16 protein-coding genes and 1 pseudogene are annotated in these 25532 nt (G+C 68.2%); 12 read left to right on the top strand and 5 right to left on the bottom strand.

Features of this window, described 5'->3' with window-relative positions; genetic code table 11:
• The first annotated feature begins 3 nt into the window (after positions 1 to 3).
• From KEG38_RS03925 to KEG38_RS03915, 3 genes are read left to right on the top strand one after another with little or no spacing between them, the layout of a single operon-like run.
• On the top strand, positions 4 to 2244 hold the full coding sequence (locus KEG38_RS03925; RefSeq protein WP_272417628.1) for a DUF5682 family protein: 2241 nt from the start codon (positions 4 to 6) through the stop codon (positions 2242 to 2244).
• Complete coding sequence (locus tag KEG38_RS03920) at positions 2241 to 3374, top strand: VWA domain-containing protein (protein ID WP_272417627.1); 1134 nt, start codon at positions 2241 to 2243, stop codon at positions 3372 to 3374. Before KEG38_RS03925 ends, KEG38_RS03920 begins: the two co-directional genes overlap by 4 nt.
• Entirely contained in the window at positions 3371 to 5203 is a 1833-nt protein-coding gene (locus tag KEG38_RS03915) for a YehQ family protein (protein ID WP_272417626.1), read from the top strand. The genes KEG38_RS03920 and KEG38_RS03915 overlap by 4 nt, the downstream gene beginning before the upstream one ends.
• Before the next feature lie 663 nt (positions 5204 to 5866).
• Here the strand turns inward: KEG38_RS03915 and KEG38_RS03910 are convergent.
• The gene (locus KEG38_RS03910; RefSeq protein ID WP_272417625.1) at positions 5867 to 11377 is read right to left on the bottom strand and encodes an AAA family ATPase; all 5511 of its coding nucleotides are present in this window, start codon (positions 11375 to 11377) and stop codon (positions 5867 to 5869) included.
• 53 nt (positions 11378 to 11430) lie between these two features.
• Here KEG38_RS03910 and KEG38_RS03905 point away from each other — a divergent pair, with 53 nt between their 5' ends.
• Together KEG38_RS03905 and KEG38_RS03900 are read left to right on the top strand one after the other, a co-directional pair.
• Positions 11431 to 11751 (top strand): hypothetical protein, encoded by a 321-nt coding sequence (locus KEG38_RS03905; protein WP_272417624.1) that lies wholly within the window; start codon positions 11431 to 11433, stop codon positions 11749 to 11751.
• Positions 11752 to 11836: 85 nt separating this feature from the next.
• A complete protein-coding gene (locus tag KEG38_RS03900; protein ID WP_272417623.1) occupies positions 11837 to 13060 on the top strand; it encodes a 1-aminocyclopropane-1-carboxylate deaminase/D-cysteine desulfhydrase in 1224 nt (407 codons plus the stop codon).
• A 7-nt stretch (positions 13061 to 13067) separates the two neighbouring features.
• Here KEG38_RS03900 and KEG38_RS03895 read toward each other — a convergent pair whose 3' ends face one another.
• Together KEG38_RS03895 and KEG38_RS03890 are read right to left on the bottom strand one after the other, a co-directional pair.
• Positions 13068 to 13769, bottom strand: coding sequence for a hypothetical protein (locus KEG38_RS03895; protein WP_272417622.1), 702 nt, complete (start codon positions 13767 to 13769; stop codon positions 13068 to 13070).
• Complete coding sequence (locus KEG38_RS03890; RefSeq protein ID WP_272417621.1) at positions 13769 to 14575, bottom strand: hypothetical protein; 807 nt, start codon at positions 14573 to 14575, stop codon at positions 13769 to 13771. Before KEG38_RS03890 ends, KEG38_RS03895 begins: the two co-directional genes overlap by 1 nt.
• A 115-nt stretch (positions 14576 to 14690) precedes the next feature.
• Between KEG38_RS03890 and KEG38_RS03885 the strand changes: the two genes are divergently transcribed.
• Positions 14691 to 16472 (top strand): FG-GAP repeat domain-containing protein, encoded by a 1782-nt coding sequence (locus KEG38_RS03885; protein ID WP_272417620.1) that lies wholly within the window; start codon positions 14691 to 14693, stop codon positions 16470 to 16472.
• Positions 16473 to 16563: 91 nt separating this feature from the next.
• Positions 16564 to 17433: an SDR family oxidoreductase gene (locus tag KEG38_RS03880; protein WP_272417619.1), complete on the top strand. Its 870-nt coding sequence runs from the start codon at positions 16564 to 16566 to the stop codon at positions 17431 to 17433.
• A 10-nt stretch (positions 17434 to 17443) separates the two neighbouring features.
• Here KEG38_RS03880 and KEG38_RS03875 read toward each other — a convergent pair.
• Positions 17444 to 17749, bottom strand: a pseudogene (locus KEG38_RS03875) (ArsC family (seleno)protein); the annotation flags it as partial.
• 200 nt (positions 17750 to 17949) lie between these two features.
• On the opposite strand from KEG38_RS03875, the gene KEG38_RS03870 reads away from it, so the two are divergent.
• The 3 genes from KEG38_RS03870 (at position 17950) to KEG38_RS03860 (ending at position 21056) form a co-directional block, all read left to right on the top strand.
• Complete coding sequence (locus KEG38_RS03870; RefSeq protein ID WP_272417618.1) at positions 17950 to 19254, top strand: APC family permease; 1305 nt, start codon at positions 17950 to 17952, stop codon at positions 19252 to 19254.
• Between the two features lie 279 nt (positions 19255 to 19533).
• Complete coding sequence (locus tag KEG38_RS03865) at positions 19534 to 20322, top strand: C-type lectin domain-containing protein (RefSeq protein WP_272417617.1); 789 nt, start codon at positions 19534 to 19536, stop codon at positions 20320 to 20322.
• The gene (locus KEG38_RS03860; protein ID WP_272417616.1) at positions 20319 to 21056 is read left to right on the top strand and encodes an alpha/beta fold hydrolase; all 738 of its coding nucleotides are present in this window, start codon (positions 20319 to 20321) and stop codon (positions 21054 to 21056) included. The genes KEG38_RS03865 and KEG38_RS03860 overlap by 4 nt, the downstream gene beginning before the upstream one ends.
• Here KEG38_RS03860 and KEG38_RS03855 read toward each other — a convergent pair.
• A complete protein-coding gene (locus KEG38_RS03855; protein WP_272417615.1) occupies positions 21053 to 22366 on the bottom strand; it encodes a glycosyltransferase family 4 protein in 1314 nt (437 codons plus the stop codon). The two genes, KEG38_RS03860 and KEG38_RS03855, sit on opposite strands and share 4 nt — an antisense overlap.
• A 149-nt stretch (positions 22367 to 22515) precedes the next feature.
• On the opposite strand from KEG38_RS03855, the gene rseP reads away from it, so the two are divergent.
• Both rseP and KEG38_RS03845 read left to right on the top strand, forming a co-directional pair.
• Positions 22516 to 24189: an RIP metalloprotease RseP gene (rseP, locus tag KEG38_RS03850; RefSeq protein ID WP_272417614.1), complete on the top strand. Its 1674-nt coding sequence runs from the start codon at positions 22516 to 22518 to the stop codon at positions 24187 to 24189.
• Positions 24182 to 25531, top strand: coding sequence for an RsmB/NOP family class I SAM-dependent RNA methyltransferase (locus tag KEG38_RS03845; protein WP_272417613.1), 1350 nt, complete (start codon positions 24182 to 24184; stop codon positions 25529 to 25531). The genes rseP and KEG38_RS03845 overlap by 8 nt, the downstream gene beginning before the upstream one ends.
• Position 25532 lies beyond the last annotated feature (1 nt).

The following is a 25532-nucleotide window of genomic DNA, read 5'->3' as shown; positions in this document are numbered from 1 at the left end:
ACCGTGTCGGGAACGCTCCACGTCGTCGGCGTGCGGCACCACAGCCCCGCGTGCGCGCGGCTCGTCGAGGCCGTGCTTGCGCGTATCGATCCGGCCGTGGTGCTGATCGAGGGTCCGTCCGACTGGAACGTCAAAATGGCGGAGCTCGCGCGGGGCCACACGCCGCCCATCGCGATCTTCACGCATTACCTGACCGAGGACGGCCCGGCCTCGTCCTTCACGCCGTTCTGCGCGTTTTCCCCGGAGTGGGTCGCGCTCCGGTGGGCGTTCGCGCACGGAAAAACCGTGCGGTTCTGCGATTTGCCCTCGTGGAGCAAGGCGTTCGTCGGCGTGCAGAATCGGTATCGCGACGAGGACGATCGATACGAACGAGCGATCGAGGCGCTTTGCCGTCGTACCGGCACGTCGGACCTCGACGCCTTGTGGGATCACCTCTTCGAGGGCCGCTCCCCGGAGGAGCTCGAACCCGCGCTCGAAGCCTATTTCCAGCAGATCCGCGGCGACGCGGAGGCCGGCGAGCGCGACGCGCCACGCGAGGCATTCATGCGGGACTATGCCTCCTGGGCACTCACGCGCGGCGACGTCGTCCTCGTTTGCGGCGGGTATCATGCGCCCGCGCTCGCCTCCATCACGCCCGGCGGCCCCGAGCCCGTCTCTCCGACGCCCCCGCTCGGCGGCCAGAGCCACCTCGTGCCCTGGACCTATGCTCGCATGGATGCCTTCGCCGGATACCAGGCCGGCATGCCCTCGCCGATGTGGTGGGAGCTCGAATGGAACCTCGGCGCGGGCGTGGCGGAGGCGATGCTCGATCGCAGCCTGGAAGCCTTGCGCAAGAATACGCAACGGCCCACGGTCGCCGATCATATCGCGGTTCGCACGGGGATCGGGGCGCTCGCCGCATTACGCGGGCACGAGACGCCGAAACGCGTCGACGTGCTCGACGGGCTGCTCTCCGCGCTCATCCGCGAGCCGCTCCCCGGTCCGCCGCCCTGGTCGCGGCGCGGCATCGTGACCGGCGATTTGCATCCGACGCTGGCGACGCTCCTCCGCACGTTCACGGGGGATCGGGTGGGCCGTTTGTCCGCCGAAACGGAGCGACCGCCGCTCCTTCGCGAGGTGCACGAGACGCTCGATCGCCTAGGGCTCTCTCCGCCGAGAAACCCGCAGACCGTGTCGCTCGATTGGCGTATCGAGGGGGATCGCGAGCGATTGCGGGTCCTGCATCGATTGCGGCTCCTCGAGATCCCCGGGTTTGTTCGGCTTCACGGCCCGGCGTGGGGCACGGACGCGCGGATGGCCGAGGCCTTCAAGCTCGTATGGCGGCCCGATCAGGACCCGGCCATCATCGAAGCCTCGCGCTGGGGCTCGACGCTCGAAGGCGCGGTCTCCTTGCTTCTTTCGCACCGCTTGCTCGCGGCCGAATCGCTCGCCGCGCGCGTGGACGCGCTTGGGGATGCCGCATTCGTGGGGCTCACGAAGCTCGCCGGCGAGATTCTCGATCTCGTGGCGAACGCGGTGGCCACCACGCCCTCGTTCAGCGCGCTCGGGCCCGCGATCGAAAAACTCCTCGGCCTTTGGCGGCACGGCGAATGGCTCGAGGTCGTCGGCGCGCCGCTCTTTTCGCCCGTGCTGCGCGCGGCCGGCGAGCGGTCGCTCTCGCTCCTGGCGGGCATTCAGGGGACGGATCTGCTCCCGGCCGATCTCACCGCGATGCGCTCGCTCGCCGAGCTTTTGCGCCATGGCGAGGCGCTCGACCTCCCTCCGGACGATACCCGCGCCGTGCTCGCGCGAAGGGTCGCGGACCGGGCTGCCCCTGCAATGCTGCGCGGCGCCGCGCTCGGCGCGATCTGGTACCTCGACACCGAGGCCGCGCCCGTCGATTCGGCCATCGACGGCGCGCTCTCCGCTTCGTCGGAGGGTCGGCTCGGCGATTACCTCGCGGGGCTGTTTGCCCTTGCGCGTGGGCCCGCGCTGCGCGACGATCGGCTCATCGGCGCGGTCGACGCGGCCCTCGGAAAGCTCGACGACAATGCCTTCCTCGTCGCGCTGCCCGCATTGCGCCTCGCCTTTTCGTGGTTTCCTCCCGGCGAGCGCGCACGGATCGGCGCGCTCCTCGCCGCGCGCTGGGGCAAACGGCCGGATGCGTCCTGGATCGGGGACGTCCCCGCCGACGTATTGCAATCCGGCCTCGTGCTCGACGCGCGGGTGCTCTCGTGGGGCCGCGCGCTCGGGGTGCTCGAATGAGCACATATGACGCGGAAACGCGATGGCGGCTGATCCTCGGACCGGCCGGGAACGACGGGCTCGGGGACGCGGGCGCCGGCAAGGGCGAGGCCGCGGACCTCGAACGTGCCCTCTCCTGGCTTTACGATCGCGAGACCGACGGCGAGGCGAACCGCTCGATTGCGCGCGGCCGCCCCGGAAGCGGGCCCGAACACCCGCTCGACGTGCCCGACTGGATCAATACGATCCACGAGCTCTTCCCGAAAGAGGCCATCGAGCGCCTCGAATCCGACGCGCTGCACCGCTATCACATCCTCGACGTGGTCACGCGAAAGGAGGCGCTCGAGAACGTCACGCCTTCGCTCTCGCTCGTCGAGGCCATCCTGCGCTGCAAATCGCGCATGGATGCCCATGTGCTCGACACGGCCCGCGCGATCGTCGACAAGGTCGTCGAGGACTTGAAAAAACGCCTCTGCGACGAGATCGAGCACCGGCTCGGCGCGACGCCGTTCCGGCACCGGCGCTCGCGCTTCCGCGTGACGCGAAACCTCGACGCGCTCCGGACCATCCGGAAAAACCTTCAGCACTGGGACCCGGACAAACGGCGGCTCCTCATCGAGCGCCCCGAGTTCTTCGCGCGCGTCCGGCGCTTTGGGCCGCGCTACCAGGTCATCGTGCTCGTCGATCAATCCGGCTCGATGGCGCGCAACATCATTCACGCGGCCGTGCTCGCGTCTGTCCTCTGGAAGCTCCCGTCCACACGCTCGCACCTCGTCGTGTACGACACGGAGGTCGTCGATCTGACCCCCTACGTGGACGATCCCGTCGAGCTCCTTTTGCGCGTGCAGCTCGGCGGCGGCACCGATGGAGCAAAGGCGCTGCAATACGCGGCGGAGCTCGTGGACATGCCGCACCGCACGATCCTGCTCTGGATCACCGATTTCGAGGATCAAGCGGACAAACTCGTCCGCGAGGTAACCGCGCTCGTCGGCGAAGGGGTCACGGTATTCGGGGCGGCATCCCTCGACGATCAGGTGCGCGGCGCGTACGACCACGGCGTCGCGCAGGCGGTCGCGGACGCGGGCGCGCACGTGGCGGCCACGACACCACGCGAGCTCGTCGGCTGGCTCGTGGAGAGGATTCGGCGATGAGGGCGGATCTCGCGGCCCTGACGCCCGAGGCGCTCGCCGCCATGGCAAACGTGGGCCTCGTGAAGCGCGCGCAGCGCGAAATCGAGGCCGGCCAGGGGCCGAAGGTCCACGAGGACGAGAATGGCGTCGTCGTCGCAACGTTCCCGGACGGCATTTCGACGCGGCTCCTGCCGGGCAAAGCGCTGAAGGACACGCCCTGCGGCTGCGGAGCGAAGACGGTTTGTCGGCATCGCATCGCCGCGGTGCTCGCCTACGCGGCGGCGGCCGGGACCGAGACACGGCCGCCGTGGGAGATCACCGCCGAGGAGATTCTGGTTTGGCTGGGCGAACGGGTGACGCTCGTGGACGCCGCCGAGGCCGCGGGGGTCGAAGTCGAGCTCGGGACGAACCCGCCGATCGCGCGTTTCTCCGGGTGCACCGTGCGTTTCTTGGCGGGGGCCGATCTCGCGCACGCGCGGTGCGATTGTGCGACGCCGCGGTGCGTGCACGTGCCGCTCGCGGTCCGGGCATTTCAACGACTCTCTGCGGAGGATCAGGCGCGCGGCGCGGTGCAGGTGCGCCTCGGACCGCCGCCGAAACCCACGATTCCAGCGGCCGTGCTCGCCGACGTGGAGGGGCTCTTCGGGCGAACCCTCGCGCGTGGGCTCGCGGACGCGCGTGGGCTTGCGCAAGCGCGCGAGGAGGTCCGCGCGCAATTGAAGGAATACCCCTGGCTCGACGGCCTGATCGAGGACCTCGAGGCGCAGCGCGAGGCGTGGGAGATTCGCTCGGCATTGCATGATGCCGGAGAGGTACGGAGGCTCCTCGCCGAAGGATGGGCGCGGGTGCGGGCGGCGAGGAACGGCGGCGAGCCCGCGGCATTGCTCGGCCTCGGCGAGCCGCTCGAAGTCCCGCTCGATCGGGCGCGCTTGCTCTCGCTCGGCGCGCGGCTCTCGGCGGCGGGAACGGCGCGATCGCTAGAAGTGCTTTTTTGGGACGGCGCCACGGTCGTGTCCTGGAGCGTGGCGATTCCCGACAAGGTCGATCCAGCCTCCGTGATCGCGGTCGCGGGCACGCCGCTCGGGGTCATGGCGGGCGGGCAAGTCCTCTCGCGTCACCTCGTTCGTTTGGCAAGACGTACCATCGAGATCCGACGGGGCAAGGACACCACGGTGATCCCGCAACGCGGCGCGTGGGGCGACATCCCCGCGCCCTTCGGTTTCCCCGGGCCGAGCGCGCTCCTCGCCGACGAGACGGCCCGACCGCCCGCGTTCCTGCGCCCGCGCGCCCGCACGGCGGCGCTCCGGATCGTCGCGACGAACGGAGGTGTAGGGGGTTTGTCGTGGTCGCCGGGGCGGCAAACGCTGTCGGGGTGGATCGAGGACGAGGGCGCCCGGCTGCGCGTGGAACGAGCGCACGAATGGTTTGCCCCCGGCGCCATCGCGGCGCTCGCGGAGGCGCTCCCGTCGGCGCGTTACGTCTCGGGCTGGCTGCGTGAATCACGCGGCGGGCGGGTGCTCGAGCCGATCGCGGTGGTCACGGATCGTGTCGTCATCCCGGATCTCGCGCCGGCCGCGCCGATCCCCGCGCTCCCGATCGCCGCGCCCGAGGCTCCGGATCTGCTCGGCGGCGCGCTCGGGCGGCTCGAATCCGCCCTCGACGCGCTGGCGCAGGACGGCGTGCTTTCGGCCCGGATCCCGCCGCTCGCGCCGGCGCTCGCGAACGTCGGATTGCGAGCGATGGCGGCGACGTATTCGCGTCTCGAAGCTGCACGGGCGGCGGGGGACCTCGGCGAGGCGACAAAAGCCTTTGCCGACGCGGCGATCTTGGTGGCCCTCGCGCGGGCGTGAGCGAGGCTGGTTTCATGGGAGGCACGCGTGAAAAACACATGCCCCCCGGGTTGGAAAACCCGCCCGCGAGACACGCCTCGCGCGAGCCACGGCCGCGTTTGGATCGAAACCCCCTTCGTATTGCCCGACCAGGAAGAGGACGGGCACGCGGATCCTGCCGAGCTCGTCGTCGGTGAAATACCACCCACCTTTACGGACGGTTTGCTGTATGCCATGGCCAAGGCCAGGTGACCGTCGATTCTCGCGTTTCGAGGGCTGCCTTTGGCATACAGCCATCGAATGTAGCTCTCTCGACGTGAATCGGTGCGTATGATCGCGAAGGCGAGCATGCGCATCCAAACTTCGAGCGACAGCGGGGCGAACCCCGCCGGCGCTATGGGGACAATCTTCTCCACTCGGTCCGGCGCATAAATGGCGATGAGCGTCGTAAAGAAGCCGCCATGAGAGTGCCCCGCAACGCGGGCCTTGTCGATCTTCAGCTCGTCGAACACCCGGCCAACTGGGCCTCGTAGTCGGCCATATATTTCGCTTCGCCGGCGGAGCTCCAAAAGACAGAAATAGGTTTGGACACGCATGCAGCATAACGAAGGCTGCGTATGGTGTGCAAACAGATCCAACCAGCACAACGGCGCTCGACGCCCCCTGCTTCGCCTGGACCCGTGTCTATTCGAGCGCCGCCGTCGCCGCCTCCGTGGCGCGCGGCAGCCGCACGGTGAACGTCGCGCCCTTGCCAGGCTCGCTCTCTACCGTGATTGTGCCGCGATGGCTCGCGACGATCTGGTGGGTGATGTAGAGCCCGAGACCCAGCCCGCCGTAATGCTCGACGGGCACGGCTCGCTCGAATCTCCGGAAGATGCGGTCGCGGGCCCCGGGCTCGATACCGATACCATGGTCGGTGACGGCCAGCGTCGCCTCGCCGTCATTCGCGGAGACAACCACCTCGATCGGCTTGCCCGCGCCGAATTTCATGGCGTTCATGAGCAGGTTCGTGGCCACCTGCTCGAGCCGTAGCTTGTCCCATTGGCCCACGACGGGCGCGCCGAGCTGCGCCTGCACCGGACATCGGCACCGCGTCAGATCCCCATCGAGCCCGACCAAGACCTCGCGCACGACGAGCGCCAGATCCACGGGTTCGAAGTGCAACGTGAATTGCCCCGTCTGAAGGCGCGAGACGTCGAGGAGCACGTCGACGAGCTGGCCCAGCCGCTTGGCCTGCCGCTCCGTGACGGCCGCGAGCTCGCCGACCGTCTCCGGTGAGAGCGTCGCCTTGACGACGAGCCGGCGGAGGCGCTGCGTCGCGAGCTGCAATGAGGTCAGCGGCGTCCGGAGCTCGTGGGACGCGACGGACAGAAACTCGTCGCGCAGCCGGACGGCCTCGCGCAACGCTTCCTCGCCGCGCTTGCGCTCCGTGATGTCGGTCGCGATGGCGCAGATCCCATAGGGCTGCCCGGTCGCGTCGTAGACGGGGAACTTGAGCGAGAGATAGGTACGCTTGCTGCCGTCCTTGAAGACCGTCTCCTCTAGCTGCATGGGCTTGCCGGCCGCGAGCACCGCGCGGTCGTTGGCGCGGTAGGTCTCGACCTCCTCGACGCCGAGGGCCTCGTCATCGGTCCTCCCGATGATATCCGCTTTGTTCCGGTGAAAGAGCTCCTCGAACGGCCGGTTGATGAGGATGTATCGGCCCTCGAGATCCTTTATGAACACGATGGCGCTCGTGTTGTCGATGATCGCCTGGAGCTGCTGCTGGCTCTCGCGGACCGAGGACTCGGCCCGCCTCCGCTCGGCGTTCTCCTGCTGGAGATCGGCATAGAGCTTTGCATTTTCCAGCGAAATCGCCGCCTGCGAGAGGAGAAAATCGAGGACGGTGAGCTTGTCCTGCGTGAATGCGCGCGCCGTGAGGTTGTTCTCGAGGTACGCCATGCCAACGAGCGCATCTTTTCGGATGATCGGCGCGCACAAGATGGATCGCGGACGGCAGCGCAGAATGTAGGGGTCCGCCGCGAACGGGCTCGGCGACGAAGCATCGCCGAGCAGCACCCTGTCGCGGGTCCGCCGGACATAATGCAGGATCGACATCGGCAGCGATTCGAGCGCGCGCTCCGGTTCCCCCGGCACGAGCGTGACTCGATCTTGCCCCGCCTCCGCCGTCGCAGCGATCATCATGCCTTCGTTCTTCGTCAAGACGAGCGTGCCGCGCTGCGCGCCCGCGTGCTCGATCACGAGGCGCGTAAGGGTCGAGAGCAGCTTGGGCAGGACGATCTCCTGCGAAATGGCCTGCGTGGCTTTGACCACGGTGAGCGTATCGAGCTGCACGTCGCGTTCAGGCGCCGCGCCGGCGCCATCGCACGATGCGCGCTTGTCGAGCGCCGGGAATCGCGCGTCGAGCTGACGCACCTTTTCGCGCGCGCCCCAGCGACGATAACAGTCCAGGGCTTCTTGCATGTAGGCGCGACCGATGGTCGAATAACCTTTGGCAAAGTAATGAAGGCCGGCGAGCTCGTTGCCGAGGGCCTCGTACTGCACAAACCCGTGGCGCCGAGCTTCCAGGATGGCCTGCTCGTAAAGCGCCATGGCCTCCTCGCTCCGCCCCTCGAGGCGAGCGAGCTCGGCGGCGACGAGGGTCGCCTTGTGGGCGAAGTTTTCCGGGCAGCGCGCCGCCCACGCCGCGAGCCTCCGCTGATGCTCGGCCACCTCCACAAGCGCGGCGCCATCCGCAACCGGCGAGGCGCGCCCGGCGAGCCTGGCTAGGCTCAATGCGCGTACGAATGGATACACCGGGAAAAACCGATGGCAGCGCGCCGGAGTGAGGTCGGCCTTCGCCACTCCGGCCGCGGTCGCCGCGCCCTCGACGTCACCCGCGAAGAGCAGCGACTCGGCTTTCAGCATGTAATAGACGCTCCGCATCGCGCTCTGCACAGGCGCGCGCAGGCGCGCCTCCACGGCCGGCGCGTCGAGGGCCGGATCGAGGCCGGGCGCCATCGGGTCGTACAGGCGGCGGATGGCGAGCTGGATGCCGGCGATGCCGTCGATGATGTACCAGAACTGCGTTTTGCGAACGTATTCGATTCGGCGCTCGCTGTCCGCGAGGACCTCGTCGAGCGGATCGGATGCTTCCCATCGAATGGCGAGCATCTGGAAGATCAGATAACACGCATTGGTCAGATTTCCCAGTTGCAGGGCCGCTTCGAGGCCATCGCTGGTCAGGCGAGCGCTATGACGCACGTGGTGGGTCCAGTACTCCGTGTGATCGGCGAAAAGGTTGATGACCATTGGCTTGGAGGCCATGTTCTCGTGGCGCTCCGCGAGCTGGCATGCGAGGCGCCCGAACCGGTAGCCTTCGTCAAAACGTCCGAAACGGGGCCCCAGGACCATCCCGAGTAAGGAATACCCGCGCGCGGAGGCGGGGGCGGCGCCGCCCCTCAGGTTGAGCAGCGTCATCTGGCACGCGAGCAGGTAAAGGAGATTCTCGTCGGTCTGGTAGGCCGCAGCGATGAGGCTCGACATGACGTCGAGGGCCGCGCGGGCGTCTGGATCGACCATCGGCGGCTGCTCGAGCAATGACTCGATCGAGCGCTCGCCGAGCTCCACCCAAACGGCCGCATAGGCGGCATCGACCTCCTCGCGGCTCGGGTGCGGGGATATGTGCACCCCGAAGAGCGCGAGGCTCGCGAGGCAGCTCTGGGTCGCCTCTGGAAACCGAGACCGCGTGATGTGCAGCTCCGTGAGCATGCGGTGGACGGATGCCATGTCGAAGCGCGAGCGCGCCTGGCCGAGCAGCGGCATGAGCAGCGTCTCGGCCTCGTCCGGGCTCCCGGCGAGGAAACGGCACTCCGCGCGGCCGAGGTGCAGCGACCACATGAGGTCGTAGCGGCAGGCCCAGGCATCTGGAGAGAGCGAGAGGAGAGAAATGCCCGCCGCATAATAATCGGCAGCCGCGCCATAGGCGGTCGCGCCGTGTGCCTTGCGGCCCGCCGCGTGGTCGAGAGCGGCGGCCGTCTCGCGCTCGCGCGGGTCGGTGATGCGCTCGGCGCCCAGGTTGAAATGGTTCGCCAGATCGAACGCGCGATCGTCCGCCGGCGATCCCGCCTCCCGGAGCAAGTGCCGGCCGATCTGTAAGTGTATGTCGCCGCGCCGCTCCGCGGGGACCAATGCATAGGCGGCTTGTTGCACCCGGTCGTGGGTGAAGGAGACGAGATTCCCGCGCTGCAGGAGCAAGCCGCCCTCCAGTGGCTCCCAGAGCAGGCGCTCGAGCGACTCCTCCGTGACGCCGGTGATCACCGAGAGGGTGCGCATGTCGACTTGATGACCGGCGCAGGCCGCCAGCATGAGCACGTCGCGCGTGTCGGGCGATAGCCTCATGAGCTTCGCTGCCATCAAATCAGCGACGCTGTCCGTATACCCCTTTTCGTGGATCCGCTCCGTATCCCAGCGCCACGCTCTCGCGGACGCGTCGAATCGGAGGAGGCCCTCGTGGTAGAGCGAGGTGAGGAACTGGTTGACGAAGAAGGGATTACCGGCCGTTTTTTCGTGGATGAGCCTCCCCAACGGCGCGACCTCGTCGCGGCTCGCGTGGAGCGCGTCGACGAGCAGGGCCTCGACCTGCGGGATGTCGAGCGGAGCCAGGTGAATCATCTGCACACAGGCCCCAGCCTCGGTAATCGCGCCGATCATCCTGGCGAGCGGGTGGGCCGCGCCAACCTCGTTGTCCCGATAAGCGCCGAGGAGCGACAGATGCTGTGTGTCCGGGTGAATCATGAGGTGCTCGATGAGCTCGCGGCTGGCCGTATCCACCCATTGCAGGTCATCCAGAAAGAGGACGAGGGGATGCCCGGCGGTGCCAAAGATCGCGAGGAGCTTCCAGAGCACCCGGCGAAAGCGGCCCTGCGCCTCGGTCGGGGGGAGCTCCGGCACGGTAGCTTGCTCGCCCACGATGAGCGAGAGCCGGGGGACGAGCTCGGTCATCAGGCGCGCGTTCGGGCCGAGTGCGTCGAGGATGCGCCTTCGCCACGCCTGGATTTGCTTTTCTGGCTCACCGAGCAGCTTCTGGACGAGCTCCCCGAGCGCCTGGGAGAAAATGGCATACGGCCGCTCGCGCATGACGAGGTCGAACTTCCCGGCGGCGAAGAAGCTGTTTCGCTGTATCACGGAGCGGCGCAGCTCCCCCACGAGCGTCGATTTCCCGACCCCAGAGAAGCCGCTGATGAGAACGAGCTCAGGCCGGCCGTGCAGGGCGACGCGTTCGAATGCCGCCTTCAGCGCGGCGAGCTCCGCGTCTCGGCCATAGAGGCGCCGCGCGAGGCGGAGGCGCTCCGGGACATCGATCTCGCCGAGAGAAAAAGGCTCGATTCGCTGCTGCTCCTGCCATTGCGAGAGGCAGCGCAGGAGGTCGGCCTCGAGCCCCCGCGCGCTCTGGTAGCGGTCTTCGGGATCCTTGGCGAGGAGCTTGAGGACGATGTCGGAGACGATCGCGGGAATCGTGGGGACCCGCGCCGCCGGGGCTCTCGGCTGCTGGGCCATGTGGCAGTGGATCCACTCGAGCGTATCTTGCGCCGAGAATGGCAGGGCTCCGGTGAGCATTTCGTAGAAGATGACGCCCAGCGAATAAAGGTCCGCGCGACCGTCCACGCGCGTCGCGCGTCGCGCTTGCTCGGGTGACATATATGGCAGTGCGCCTGCGATTCCCTGCGACTCCGCCACGGGGCCCTCATCGTGGCGCAGGACGAACGCGCGGCTGAAATCGCCGAGCTTCACGTCGCCGTCCTCCCCGAGGACGAAGATGCAGCCGGGCCTGATGCTCCGGTGCACGATTTGCCGTGCGTGCAGCTCCGAAAGGGCGCCGGTGATCCGCGCCGCGAGCGACAGGAAGCGATCTTCCCGCATAGGCTCGCCGAGGAGCTGCTCCAGGGACACGCCTGCGACGTCCTCCAGGACGAGCACGGGTCGAGCCGTCGACGTGTCGAGGGCGTAGGCCCTGATGGCTGCCGGGATGTCGAGATCGTGGGAAATCTCGTATTCGTGCCTCAGCCTGGCGTGCTGGTCGGGCGTGGGGCGCTCGCGGCGGAGCGTCTTGAGGACCACCCGCAGCCCATCTCGTTGCCGATGCGCTCGGTACAGAGCCGTTTGGCCCTCCTCGAAGAGCAGCTCGTCCGTGGAATACCCGGCGATTTCGAACACTGGTCAACCCTGCGTCTGGTCGCTCCTCACCCCACCGTACCCCCCAAATCTGTGTGTGGCGCACGACTCGTGTCGTCATCCCGGATCTCGCGCCGGCCGCGCCGATCCCCGCGCTGCCGCTCGCCGCGCCCGAGGCTCCGGACCTGCTCGGCGGCGCGCTCGGGCGGCTCGAATCCGCTCTCGACGCGCTGGCGCAGGACGGCGTGCTTTCGGCCCGGATCCCGCCGCTCGCGCCGGCGCTCGCGAACGTCGGATTGCGAGCGATGGCGGCGACCTATTCGCGTCTCGAAGCTGCACGGGCGGCGGGGGACCTCGGCGAGGCGACAAGAGCCTTTGCCGACGCGGCAATCTCGGTGGCCCTCGCGCGGGCGTGAGCGAGGCTGGTTCTATGGGAGGCACGCGTGAAAAACACATGCCCCCGGGTTGGAAAACCCGCCCGCGGGCGTTGAGGGTCGACGGATGAAGATCGACCGACGCACCTTCTCGGCCCTCGCGCTCGGCACGCTCGTCGGGTGTGAGCAGCGGACGCAAAACACCGCCGATGCCGCAGCTTCCGCTCCCACTTCCGCCGCCGCTCCCGCTTCCGCGTCTGCTCCCGCCTCCGCTTCCGCGCCCGCCGATTACCTCCCTCCCCTATTCCGCGCCCATCCGGGCCTCGCGCCCCACCTGCCGCGCCTTCCGCTCGGCCTTCTGCCCACGCCCGTCGAGCGCGCTGCGAAGCTCGGTGAAAAGGCCGGGCTCGCGGGACTCCACGTCAAGCGGGACGACCTCGCCGGCGCCGCATACGGCGGAGGCAAGACACGCAAGCTCGAGTTTTTCCTGGCAGAGGCGCGTGCGAAAGGCGCGCGCGAAATCGTCACGTTTGGCGCCTTCGGTTCGAATCAAGCCGTCGCGACGGCCCTGTACGGCGCGGCGCAGGGATTTGCGGTCACGCTGCTGCTCGCCCCACAGACGCCGAGCCCGTACGTCCGGAAAAACCTGCTCGCCGCGCGGCGCGCCGGGGCCTCGATCCGGGTCGTGATCGGCGGGGTTACAGAGGCCGAGGCGCTGGCGAAACGGACGGCAAAGGCGGCGAAAGGCGGCGCGCCGTATCTCGTGCCCCCCGGCGGATCTTCCCCGCTCGGAAACCTCGCGTTCGTCAATGCTGGCTTCGAGCTTGCCGAGCAGGTTGGCGCCGGGCATTGCCCTCTCCCCGATTGTGTCTATCTCGCGATGGGTACGATGGGCAGCGCGGTCGGCCTCGCGCTCGGGCTCGAGCTTTCCGGGCTCCGGACCGAGGTCGTCGCCGTGCGGACGTCGAGCCCCGAGACGTCGAGCGAGGCGCGGTTTTTCGCGATGGCCCGGGAGACCGTGGCCTTCGCGCGTTCGCTCGATCCGACCTTCCCCGACGTGCGCCTCGGCCGCGCCCGCGTGCGATTCGCGACGAACCATCTCGGCGCAGGTTATGGCGCGCCGACACGAAAAGGAGAACGGGCGATCACGCTCGCCCAGGAAACGGAAGGGATGGCGCTCGAACCGACCTATACGGGAAAAACCCTCGCGGCTTTGCTCGACGACGCAACGCGCCTCGCGGGGAAGGTCGTGCTCTTCTGGAATTCGCAGAACAGCCGGCCGCTCGTGACCGAGGGCGTCCGGCCCGAGGATTTTCCGCCCATTCTCCGGGGAATCGTCGCCGATCGCTGAGTCGCCCTCAAGGCGTCCAGGTCACCTCGACGGTGCGGCTCAGCACGAACCACGCGTAAAGCCCGACTTGCGTCGCCGGCGGTGCGATCGGCTCCTGGAGCGTCGCGGTCCGCGTGAGCGTCACCTGGAGCGGACACGGGCCGGGCATGGCCGGATTCGCGGGCACGAGCTCGGCCTGGGAAATTTCGTATTGGCCCACGTCGTTCGGCAACGTGCGGCCGAGCGGCTTGATGCACGTGCCAGAGGCGGCCAGGCCGAGCACGTGGTTGCCCTCGGGCGCCGCATTCCAGGTGAGCTTCAGCGGAGCATCCCCCATGAGCGGCTCGGCGGAGAGCCCAATCGGCGGCGGCACGGGGATCACGCGGCCGATGATGCTCCGATCCGCGCGGCGCTCCAGGTCGAACGTGATATCCCCCGACAAACCCTCGATCTCGGCCAGGTAGACGGGGCGATCGTCTTCTTCCACCTCGCGCAGCGGGAGCGGTGTTCCCTCCATGCTGAGGCGCAGGGTGTCACCATCCGACAAACGCAATTCACCGACCGGGCTCGAGATCCGCACGCGCACCGTGGCGCCGTTTCCCTCGTCGCTGGCGTCGAGAGAAAAGAGCATGTCGAGCGTCGAGACGTCGGTCGAGCGCACGGGCTCGTCCTCGCAACCCGCGAGCGTCGCGAGGGCGAGGACGACGATCGGGAGCGCGCGCATCTTCATCAGAACACCACGAGCCCGGCGAAGACGCCTCCGCCAATCGATCGATAAAGCCTCAGAGGATCGCCGCCCCGCACCTCGTCGACCCGCACGCGCGCGCCGACCTGCAGGAGCCCCGTGCTCACGCCGAGCTCGACGTCGTGCTCCTGGAGCGCAAGCTCGTTCGTGGTGATCGGGACGAAGCGGTAGCTCGTTTGAAGTCCAACGGTCTCCGTGGGGAAAATTCGGAACCGCGCGACGCCGAAAGGCGCGCCGTGATAGCCTGGTTCGAGCCAGACGGGGCGGCCGTACTCGAAGGTGCCGCCCACGCCGAGGACGAACGAGCCCGGCGCCCGGCCCTTCCAGCGGAGCGGCGCGACGAGGCCCGCGCCGGAGAGGCCGATCTCGACCTGCGCATTCTCGTCGAATCCGATCGGACCGCCGTTCAGGTGAATCTCGAAGCCGAGCCGCTCGTGCGGGAAACGCACGACGTCGAGGTCGATGACGCCGACGAGGACCTGGTACCGCGCGAGCGTCCCGAACCCCAGCATTTTCAGGCCGCGGACGTACATGACGCCCGCGTCGAGCCGCGCCATCTCCACCGTCGAGCGCTCACGCGGCGCGGCATTGCTCGCGGCGGGCGCGGACGGCGCCGCCACGGGGTCGGGCGGCGGCGGGAGCTCGGGCAGAGGATCGGCCGGAGGCGAGGACGCAGCCTCGTCGGCCGACGCAGCGCCGAGCACGAGGGGCGCGAGAAGGCAGAGCAGCGCGCAGACGGCGCGGCTCTCGTGGGTTCGTGAAGCTCGGTTTTCCGTGGCAGACGCGCGCATGGCTCACCGGGGTCGCACGAGGCGACCTTACCACGACCGGACGAAGTTTGATATCCTCGGACCCGCCGCCGCTGGGGGCGGACGCGGCACCTTTCTTTTGCGCGACGAGGACGACATGACCCACATGCGCTCATTCCATCGCTCGATGTCCCGGCGGGGCAAACCCCTCCTCTTCTTGCTCCTCGCCTCGGGCCTCTCCCTCACGGTCGCCTCCTGCGGCGACAGCGAGGGCGGCCCCGGGGGCCGGACCGGGGGCTCCACGACCGGCGGGACGCGCAACACGACGTGCGAGAAGGGCGAAAGCAAGGGCGAAGTGATGGCGCCCGAATACAAGATGACGCTTCCCGGCGAGACGAGCTGGTTCGCCTCGCCCGTCGTGCGGGACCTCGACGGCGACGGAAAACGCGAGCTCATCGCGGCCTATTATTCGGTCTTCGTCCACGACGCGGAGGGCAAGGTGCTCGCGAAGGCCGAGGGAGGCGAGGGACGCGTGTACGCCCCGCACATCGTCGCGGACCTCGAAGGCGACGGGCTCGTGGACATCGTGTACGGCAGCGATCACGAGGTCTGGGCGTACGAATGGAAGGACAAGGCGCTCGTGCCGAAGGCGGGTTTCCCCGCGAGCACGACGACCGCGAACAACGCGCCCGAGGTGCGCGGCATGGCCGCCGGTGATCTCGACGGCGACGGCGTGCTCGAGATCGTCGTGACCACGACGCAAACCGCGAGCACGGAGGACGGCGGGGCGCAGGTGTTCGTGTTCCGCGCCGATGGATCGCTCCATCAACCGGCGGGGCTCGGTTTTCCGGCGTGGCCTCGATACAATCCCCTCACGGGCGCCGGGAACGACGCGGATCGCAATGGGATGGGGCACTCCGGGTATGGCTGCTACGGGCTCAACGTGGCGGTCGGGAACATCGACGACGACCCGGAGCTCGAGGTGCTCGCGACCTACGACAACCACCACATCCAGGCCTTCAACCACGACGGCGTGGCGATCGACGCCGCGCCGTTCTTCACGAACCGCGCGAACGAATTCGAGGGACAACGCCTCACGTGGGGTCAGTTCATCCGCTGGGCGGATCCGAAGATCGAGGCGGACCATTACAATCTGCACACGGGCGAGTGGCCGCACCCGTCGTTCGCGGAGTGGCTCCAGTGGACCGCGTCGCCGCCGAACGTGGTCGACCTCGATGGAGACGGGAAAAACGAGGTGCTGGGGCTACCGAACATCGAGAAAAACGAGCCGTACGAGACGGTAGGCTATGCGATCATGGTGCTCGAAGGCGCGCACGGTGACGGGAGCCGCTCGGCGATGCGCAAGCCCGGCTGGGAGACGTTGCCGCGCGGGGAAAAACCCATTCAGGTGGAGGGGTATTATCCGCCGGGCGGCATCCCGACGGCGACGACGGTGAACATCCAGGGCGACGACAAACCCGAGATCGTGGCGCCGTTCAACGACGGGTTCGTGTATGCGTTCGGCGCGGACGCGAAGCAGATCTGGCGATTCAACTACACGCACGGAAAGTCGATCATGTTCGCGACCGAGGTGACCGTCGCGGACCTGAACCAGGATGGCTCGCCCGAACTCATCTTCGCCACGTACGGCGATCCGAACGAGCTCGACTCGGGGTATCTCGTGATCCTCGGCGCGGACGGGACGCTCCTCCACGACGTGCCGCTCCACAACACGGGCGAGCAAAATGGAAATGGCAATGGCGCGCCCGCGGCACCCGCGGTCGGCGACCTCGACGGCGATGGGCAGGTCGAGATCTTCGTGCAGACCTTCGAGCACGGACTCGATGTGTTCACGGTGCCCGGATCGGCCGAGAATTGCCTGCTCTGGTCGACCGCGCGCGGCGGCCCGCTCCGCATGGGTCAGCCAAACGGAGATTGAGGTTCGATTTTTTGCTCGGTGACGGGTCGCCCCCTTCCCACGCGGCGGTGCTGTGATTATCTAGCGCCCTTCCCGTTGGGAGGAGAACCCGATGAGCCAGAACGTCTTCGTCACCGGTACGAACAGCGGCTTCGGCCGCCTCATCACGCTCACGCTCGTGAAGAAGGGCCACACGGTCTTCGCGACGATGCGCGACATCGCGGGCCGCAATGCGACGGCCGCCGCGGAGCTCACGAAGGCCGGCGAGGGCCGCGTGCACGTCCTCGAGATGGCGGCGACCGACGACGCGTCCGTGAACAAGGCCGTGGCCACGGCGCTCGAAAAGGCCGGGCACCTCGACGTCGTGGTGAACAACGCCGGCTACGCGTCGCTCGGCCTCGAAGAGACGCTGACGAGCGAGGAGCTCCTCCGGCAATACGACGTGAACGTGGTCGGTCCGCACCGCGTTCTCCGCGCGGCGCTTCCGTCGATGCGCGCGCGGGGCAAGGGCCTCGTCGTGCAGATCTCGAGCGGCCTCGGGCGCGTGATCTTCCCGGTCATGGGCGCCTACGGGTCGAGCAAGTTCGCGCTCGAAGCGCTCAGCGAGGCCTATCGTTATGAGCTCAAAGCGACCGGCGTGGAGCTCGCGCTGGTGCAGCCGGGCGCGTTCCCCACCGAATTCGGCCAGAAGGTCGCCGTGGGCGGGGATCAGGAGCGCGCGAAGGGCTACGGGCCGTTCGCGAACGCGGTGGAGATGATGGCGAAGTCTTTCGAGCAGATGTTCTCAGGCGACAACGTGCCGAACCCGCAGCTCGTGGCGGACGCGGTCCTCGCGCTCGTCGAGGCGCCCGCGGGCAGCCGCCCCGCGCGCGTGGTCGTCGATCCGATCTCGGGGCAGGCGACCGAGGCGCTGAACAAAGCGCACGCCGAGGTCCAGAAGCACCTGCTCTCGGGCATGGGCATGGGCAACCTGGCGGATTGATCCTGCCCGCTCACCCCTTCCCGAGCCCGAGGACCTCGGCGTAAATCTCGGGATCAAAGCCCACCACGAGCGTTTGTCCTACCCGCATCGTCGGGGCCCGGAGGCCGCCCGTCGGCCCGAGCATGGCCCCGAGCACCTCTGTATCGGGCGGACGCGCGCGCATGTCGAGCGTGACGCGCTTTTTTCCTTTCACCGCGACGACGCGCTCGGCCTGCCGGGCGAGCGCGAGCGCGCCCTCCTCGCCAAGCTTGAGCTTGCCCGCGTCGGCCATTTCTCCAATCGCCACATTTTCTTGCGCGAGAAACTCCCGCGCTCGGGTGCACGAGGTTCACCCCTTGCGGTGATAATACCAGTCGGCTCGCTCGTTCATGCCGGATTCCTCCTGTGCCCGCACGATGAAGGGTTTTACCGGGAACGTCAAGCCGAAGGACGATCGAAGGGGTTGCTTCGCGCGGCCCGCGCGTCCTAGACTGTTGGCCCCGCTTCGATCGTCTCCTCCTGCATGGGGTCCGCATCATGAGCGTCTCCGCCCTCGGCGACTCGACCCAAGTCCAGGCGCCCTCCCTGCGGCGCAGGCTCACGTTGTTCGACGTCCTCTGCATCGGGGTCAACGCCACCGTGGGATCGGGCGTGTTCGCGTTGCCCGACGACATGCACCGGGTGATGGGCGGGTTTTCCCCGCTCTCCTTCGCGCTCTGCGCGCTGCTCCTGATGCCGGTGGCGCTCTGCTTCGCCGAGCTCTCGGGCAGGCACGTCGACACGGGCGGGACGTACCTCTATGCGCGCAATGCGTTCGGCGACCGGGCCGGCTTCCTCGTCGGCTGGTTTTGCTGGGCGAACACGTTCGTGAGCTGGGCGGCGAACGCGAGCCTCTTCGTGGAGCTCGTGGGGATCCGCGCGCCGATCGTGGGGTCCGCGATCGCCGCGGCGGTCGTGGTGGCGCTCGGGGTGGTGAATTATTTCGGAGTGAAACCAGGCGCGTGGGTCGTGAACGCGATGACGCTCGGCAAGATCGGCGCGATCCTGTGTTTCCTCGTGGTGGCGGTGTCGCTCTTCGATCCGTCGCGGCTCGGGGGAAAACTGCCGCTCGGCGCGCTCGGCGTGGGGCAAGGAGTGTATCTCGCGCTCTTTCCGCTGCAGGGTTTCGAGGTCGCGCCGATTGCGGCGGGCGAGACGCAAAATCCCCAGCGCAACGTGCCGCTCGGGACGCTCGGAGCGCTGTCGATTTCGGCGCTGCTCTTCATCGTGGTGCAGGCGGTGCTGGTCGCGACGTACCCGAAGATCGGCGAGGAATCGGGGCAGCCCTTGGTCGACGCCGCGCGGTTCATCGGTCCCACGATCGGCGCGATCGTGGTCGCCGGCAGCTTGCTCTCGGTCGGCGGATTCACGGCGGGCAGCGCGCTCGGGTCGCCGAGGTACGCGCAGGCGATCGCGGCGCACAAGCTCATGCCCGCGGCGCTCGCGCGGATCCACGGTCGCTGGGGGACGCCACACGTGGCGATCTTCTGGACGACGGCCATCACGGCGGCGCTCGCGTTTTTCTTCGATTATCGGCGCCTCGTGGGGATGTCGAACATCACGATCGTGATCCAGTATCTGTTCACGTGCCTCGCGGTGCCGGTCTTGCGGAAAAAGGACGGCGAATCGAAGGGGTTCCGGGTGCCGGGCGGGAAGATCATTCCGATCGTGGGCGCCGCGGGATCGGTGGCGCTGCTCGCAGGCGCAGAGAAGCCGGAGTTCTTGTTCGCGGGGGTGACGCTGGTGCTCGGGATCCTGGTGGCCCTCGGCACGAAGCGATTCGCGCGCACCGAGAGCGCGTGAATGCCTTGACAGGAAGGCCCGGGGGCTGATGCGATCCGGACCATGCGGACGTCCGGTTCGTCGTGGTCTGTCGTTTTGCTCGCCCTCGCTGGCTGCGGTCCGGGTCCGACGATCGTATCGAACCCCGACGAGGCGCTGACGCCACGAGGCGCGGAATCCGCTTCTGCGACTCCCTCGGCGTCCGCTTCCGCTTCCGCCCCCGAAAAACCGAAACTCGAAGTGGCGGACGGCGCGCCGAAACCACTTCCGCCTTTTTCGTGTGGCAGGGGGAAGGAAATCGTGGCCGCGACGGGCACGTATTGCGTGTTCACGGAGCTGCAATCGTGGCCGGATGCCGAGCGGCATTGCGAGGAGCACGGCGGGCACCTCGCGTCGATCACGTCCGAGGCCGAAGTGCAGGTGATCCGCGCGGCGATCGTGTCGCCCGTCAGCGGCGAGAACGTGTGGCTCGGGCTCGTGGAGCCGACAGAGGGGCGGTGGCTCGGCCCCGACGCCAAGCCCATACGATTCTTCGCGTGGAACGGCGGCGAGCCGAACAACGACGGCGGCGCGGAGAACTGCGGCTCGTGGCTCCTCGGGAGCGGGCGGTGGAACGACGTCGATTGCTTCGTGCCGCGCATGGCGCTCTGCAAGAGCCGATCGCCGGCGGGGACGAAAGGCGCGCTCAAGTGCGCCGAGAGCGCGCGGCTCGTCGTCGGGAAGCGCGAGTATTGTTTGCAAGATGCCGCGACGTGGCAAAATGCGCAGGCGCGGTGCGCGCAATCGGGCGGGGACCTCGCCGTGATCGAGTCGGCGGAGGAGAACGACGCGCTGTTTGCGGCGATCGGTGCGAAGATCGACGTCGGGTCGATGTGGATCGGGCTCTCGGACGCGGCGAAAGAAGACGACTTCCGGTGGGCCTCGGGCGAGCCGGTCGGCGCGCCGCCATGGCGGAGCGGAGAGCCGAACAACCTCGGCGACGAGGATTGCGCGGAGTGGCTCCCGAGCGACGGACGCGCGAACGATCTCGCCTGTCAGGAAAAACGCGCGAGCCTGTGCGAAAAACCCAAGGTGGAGGCCGCGAGATGACGGCGACGTTCGTCCTGGTCCACGGCCCTTTCCTCGGCGGATGGGGGTTTCGGCGCGTCGCTTCGGAGCTCGAACGCGCAGGGCACACGGTCTTCACGCCGACGCTCACGGGCATTGGCGAGCGCTCACATTTGCTCGGCCCGCACGTGGGTTTGTCGACGCATATCGATGACATCACGAACGTGCTCGTGTACGAGGACCTCCGTGACGTGATCCTCGTGGGGCAAACCTACGGCGGGATGGTCATCACCGGCGTCGCGGACCGTGTGCCGGAGCGGATTGCGCGGCTCGTGTACGTGAACGGGCACGTGCCGACGAACGGGCGCAATGCGATGGGCGCATTCGGCGGAGGGACGGCCGGCAAGCTCGATGATATGTCGGGCAACGAGGGGCCCCGGCTTTTGCCGCCATTTCCCTTCGAGGCGATGGGCATCTACGATCCCGCGGACCGGGCCTGGGTGGGGCCGAGGCTCTCGCCGCATCCGATGAAATGCCTCGAAGAGCCGATCGTGCTCGCGCACGGCGAGCCCCGGATGCCCCGCGCCTACGTGCTCGGCACGGCGCGAGACGATCTGATCGCGTTCTTCAAGACGGATCCGATCGCTCACTTCGTGGAAAAGGCGCGGGCGGACGGCTTCGAGTTTCACGAGGTCGCCGCCGGCTTGTTCCCCATGATCAGCCACCCGAAGGAACTGGCTGCGGTGCTCGAACGAATCGCCTCCTCCGCTCGTTAGGCGGCCGAGGACGCGCTCGTTTGTCCCTGCGGAACGACGATGTCGCGGAGCACCTCGGCGAGGCGGCCAGCGATGGCGCGGCGGTGGAAAGGTTCGAGGCCGACAGGATGGGAAGGAAGGAGCGGCTCGCCGCGCTGAAATGAGAGCGCAATCCGCTCGAGCGCCGCGGCAATGGCGGCGGGCTCGCGCGGGTGCACGACGAGGCCGAGCCGATGTCGCTCGACGAGGCGCGAGAGCGCGCCCTCGGGCGCGAGCGCGAGGCAAGGCCGGCCGACCGCCATGATGTCGAAGATTTTCCCCGGATAAATGGCCGCATTGCCCGGGATGTCGTCGACGATGACGAGCGCGAGGTGGCTCTCCGCGAGGAGCGAGAGCGCCTCGTCGTGCGGGCGAAAACCGAGATGCCGGACCATCGGGAGCGGGTTTTCCTCGAAGACGGCGCGCTCGGTATCGACGACGCGGCCGATGAAACGAATGTCGAAGAGGTTCGCAAGGGCAGGCGCGCGCTCCGCGAGGAGGCGCAAGCCCGCGAAGAGGCCACGCGGCGAGGTATGCCAGAAGGTCGTGCCGGCATAGGTCGCGACGAGCTTGCGGCCGGGCGCGTAGGTCCGGGGCGGAGGCGCGTCGAGGATGTGCGCGAAGTCGTCTGGATCGTAGCCGTTCGTCAGCGTGATGACGCGGCGCGGGTCGAGGTCGCGATAACGCGCGAGCAGGTTGTGGCGGAAGTCCTCGGTGGCCGTGAGGATTCGCGCGGCGCGCCGGACGAGCGCGGGTTCGATCGTGTCGATCGCGCGCGCGAGGAGCGGGCCGCCGTGCATTTCATAGGTGGCCGCGGTGCGCCATTCGTCGCGATAGTCGAGGACGAACGGGACACGCGCGAGCGGGCCGAGCAAAAAAGGCGAAAAAGGCGGGCCGCTGACGAGGACGACGTCGACGTTCGCCGAGAGGCGGCGAATCGCGGCCGCGGCGGCGGGGAGCCACAGGATTTGCGGGTCCGGGACGAGCGCGGCGGAGGCAAGGCGCGCGAGGACACGGCGCGCGCCGGAGAAGCGGCCCTTCGACGCAGCGCCGCGCCAGACGGCAGCCTTTTTCTCGTAGCTCGGTTCGAGGGTCCGGGCGCGGACGACCTTCACTTCGGCCGGGACGTCGCGGAGCAAACTCTCGTCCCGGATGGGGACGGACGGGTTTTCCGCCGTGAGCACGGTGGTCTCGACGCCGCACGAGGGCAGGTACTTCGCGAACTTGGTGACGCGCTGGACGGCGACGCCGCCGACGGGCGGAAAAGCGTACGAGACGATGAGCAGGCGCAAGACGGATCCCCCCTTCCGAATGCAGGGGCGAACGATTGCACGGCGGTGCGGGCCGGGCAAATAGGGGCCCCTTGTGAGCGGAAAGAGCGTCCTGGGCGCGGTTTTGTCCTTGGCGCCCCGGCGGGATCTCGCGTAGAGATACGCCAGCCGTGGATCTGCTCTACTTCGCGCTTCTCTGCTCCGTGCTCATCTTCGTGCACGAGCTCGGCCACTTCGTGTGGGCGAAGATCTTCGGCGTGAAGGTGCTCACGTTCTCGATGGGTTTCGGGCCGAAGGTGCTCCGGTTTCGAGGACGAGAGACGGAGTATTGCGTGGGGCTCTTGCCCCTCGGCGGCTTCGTGAAGATGCTCGAGGAGAACCGGCAGGAGCCGGTGCTGCCCGAGGATCGCAAGCGTACGTTCGAGGCGCAGGCGCTCTGGAAAAGGGTGATCATCGTCATCGCGGGCCCGGCGATGAACATCCTGTTCCCGGTCCTCCTGTATTTCTCCGTTTTCGTCGGGGAGACACGATTCTCACCCCCCACGGTCGGCTTCGTTTTGCCCGGACACCCGGCGGAGGGAAAACTCGTGCCGGGCGATCGGGTGCTCGAGGTGGACGGCGAGCGAATCTCGACGTTCGCCGAGCTCGCGCGGATCATCGGCGAGAGCCCCGGCAAAGAGCTGCGGCTCAAGGTGTTCCGCAACAACGAGCACGTCGAGGTCGTGGTGGTGCCGGAGGAGAAGGTCGTCCGGAAACCGCTCGACATCGTGGAGAAGGTCGGCGAAATCGGCATCAAGCCGAGCCGGCCCGCGGCCGTCGTGGGCATCTCGCGGCCGGATTCGCCGGCGTATCGCGCAGGGCTCCGGACGTTCGACCTCGTGACCGAGGTGCGAGGCCGGCCGGTGAAGACATTCGCGGATCTCGAAACGGCGCTGTCCGAGAATCACGGCGAGACGGTGCCGGTGACGTATTTGCGGCCGGTGAAGGTGCCGCGCGCGTTCGGCGGGCTCGCGGACATGGCCGTGTACGAGTCGGGCGTGGCGGCGCTGACGCCGGAAGCGAGCGGGCACGGCGATCTGGAGGAGCGCACGGGGCTCGAATCGGCGGACCTTTACGTATTCGACGTGGCCGAGGGTTCGGCGGAATGGAACGCCGACATGCGGCCCGGGGATCGTATCGTGGAGGTGGACCAAACCACGGTGACGGCCTGGGCGACGTTCCTCGAACGGCTGCTCGCTTCGCCGGATCGTCCGCACACGGTGACGTGGCTCCGCGGCGGCGTGAAGAAGAGCGGGACGATTCTTCTGCGGCGCGAGGACTGGATCGACGAATACGGGCAGCACCGGCCGCGGTATTTCGTGCGGGCGTCGAACTGGTCGCCAGTGGTGCCGGAGGCGTACGTGGAACACGCGTCGCTCTTGCCTTTCGCGCTCCGGAGCGCGCTCGACGAGACGTACGACGTGATCCGGTTCATCGTGGTGGGAATCGTGCGGATCGCCGAAGGCAAGGTGAGCATCTCGACGCTGGGCGGGCCGATCACGGTGTACGACGTGGTCGGCGAGGAGGGCTCGAAGGGCGTCTCCTATTTCGTGTGGGCGATGGCCGTGATTTCCATCAACCTCGGGCTCGTGAATCTCTTGCCGATCCCGGTGCTCGACGGCGGTCATCTCCTGTTTTTCCTGTTCGAGGCGGTGTCACGGCGGCCTCTGCCGCTCCGGGTGCGGGAGATCGCGAGCCTCGTGGGCCTGCTCGTGCTCTTTGCATTGATGGGGGTGGCGTTCAAGAATGACGTGGAGCGGCGGTGGGACGTGATCCAAGGGCAGTTGAGGGAGCTCGTTGATTAGCGAAGCGAGGATCATCGCGGCCCGCGTGCTCGCGCGGGTGTGGAGCACGGAGGCGTTCGCAGCCGCGGCGCTCGACGCCGAGCTCGGGCGGCATTCCGAAATGGATCCGCGCGACGCGGGGCTCGCAACCGAGCTCGTGTACGGGGTTTTGCGTACGGAAGCGGCGCTCGTCGCGAGGCTTTCGGCCTTGACGCCCAAAGGCAAGCTCGACCTGCCGTCGCCCATCGCGCGGGCGCACGTGCTCATGGCGGCGTATACGATCTGCTTTCTGGATCGGGTGCCGGCGTTCGCCGCGGTGAACGAGGCGGTGGGGGCGATCCGCGCGGAAGGGGACGTGCGGACGGGGTCGTTCGCGAATGCGATTTTGCGGAAGCTGTCGGCGGAGGTCGAGGCGAAGGGGCGGCCCTTGCTGATCGAGGCGGCGAGCGCGTCGGCACCCGGATGGCTCCGAGGATCGCTGCGTCGGTCGCTCGGGCGGAGCGCGGCGGAGGCCTATCTCGCCGCAGGCCCGGTGCCGCCGCCGCTGGGTTTGTCGCTCGCGCTGTCGGAGGATCGGGCGGCGTGGGTCGCGCGATTGCGTGAGGTTTGTCCGGACGGCACATTCGAGGAAGGACACGCCTCGCCGCGAGCGATCCTGGTGCGCGGCGCCGGGGACGTGCGGCGATTGCCGGGCGCGGGAACCGCGTGGATCGTGCAGGAAGAAGGGGCGCAGGTGGTGGCGCTCGCGCTCGGGGCGCGGCGAGGCGAGCGGGTGCTCGACGCCTGCGCGGGGCGCGGAAACAAGACGTGGCTGCTCGCGGACGAGGTGGGCCCCGAGGGCGCGGTGGACGCGGCGGATCTGTACGCCGCGAAGCTCGAGCGATTGAAGGAGGGTCCGGCGGGGCGAGGGGCGCGGGCGGCGTACGCGGTCGACTGGGCGGCGCGGACAGGGGCGTTCGCGGAGGTGCCGGAGGATTACGATCGGGTGCTGGTGGACGCGCCGTGTTCGGGCGTGGGGACGCTGCGGAGGCGGCCAGAGATTGCGCTTCGGCGGACGGCGGAGGACGTGAAACGTTTGTCGGAGCTGCAGACTGCGATCGTGCGGAACGCGGCGACGCGGGTGAAGGACGGGGGGCGGCTGGTCTTCGCGGTGTGCAGCGTGCTGCGGGAGGAGGCCGAAGAGGTGGTCGAGCGGCTCGTCGGGGAAACGCCGGGGATGGCGGTTCGGCTGGAAAAACTGCCGATCGAGGCGGAGCTTCCGCGGGAGATTCTGGGCGAGGGGGCAACGAGCTTCCGGCTCCTGCCGCACGTGCAGGGGACGGATGGGTATTTCGTGGCGGGGTTTTTGGTGCGGAAAGGCTGAT

Origin of the sequence: Polyangium jinanense (assembly GCF_028435265.1) — a bacterium.
In the GTDB taxonomy this organism is placed as follows: domain Bacteria; phylum Myxococcota_A; class Polyangia; order Polyangiales; family Polyangiaceae; genus Polyangium; species Polyangium jinanense.
Note: the sequence above shows the minus strand (reverse complement) of the source record. Positions and strands in the feature narration are given on the sequence as shown.

Excerpts from the sequence above, each read along its gene's own strand:
- KEG38_RS03920 (WP_272417627.1), top strand. The coding sequence starts at position 2,241 with ATGAGCACATATGACGCGGAAACGCGATGGCGGCTGATCCTCGGACCG.
- KEG38_RS03915 (WP_272417626.1), top strand. The coding sequence starts at position 3,371 with ATGAGGGCGGATCTCGCGGCCCTGACGCCCGAGGCGCTCGCCGCCATG.
- KEG38_RS03900 (WP_272417623.1), top strand. The coding sequence starts at position 11,837 with ATGAAGATCGACCGACGCACCTTCTCGGCCCTCGCGCTCGGCACGCTC.
- KEG38_RS03895 (WP_272417622.1), bottom strand. The coding sequence starts at position 13,769 with ATGAAGATGCGCGCGCTCCCGATCGTCGTCCTCGCCCTCGCGACGCTC.
- KEG38_RS03890 (WP_272417621.1), bottom strand. The coding sequence starts at position 14,575 with ATGCGCGCGTCTGCCACGGAAAACCGAGCTTCACGAACCCACGAGAGC.
- KEG38_RS03885 (WP_272417620.1), top strand. The coding sequence starts at position 14,691 with ATGACCCACATGCGCTCATTCCATCGCTCGATGTCCCGGCGGGGCAAA.
- KEG38_RS03880 (WP_272417619.1), top strand. The coding sequence starts at position 16,564 with ATGAGCCAGAACGTCTTCGTCACCGGTACGAACAGCGGCTTCGGCCGC.
- KEG38_RS03870 (WP_272417618.1), top strand. The coding sequence starts at position 17,950 with ATGAGCGTCTCCGCCCTCGGCGACTCGACCCAAGTCCAGGCGCCCTCC.
- KEG38_RS03860 (WP_272417616.1), top strand. The coding sequence starts at position 20,319 with ATGACGGCGACGTTCGTCCTGGTCCACGGCCCTTTCCTCGGCGGATGG.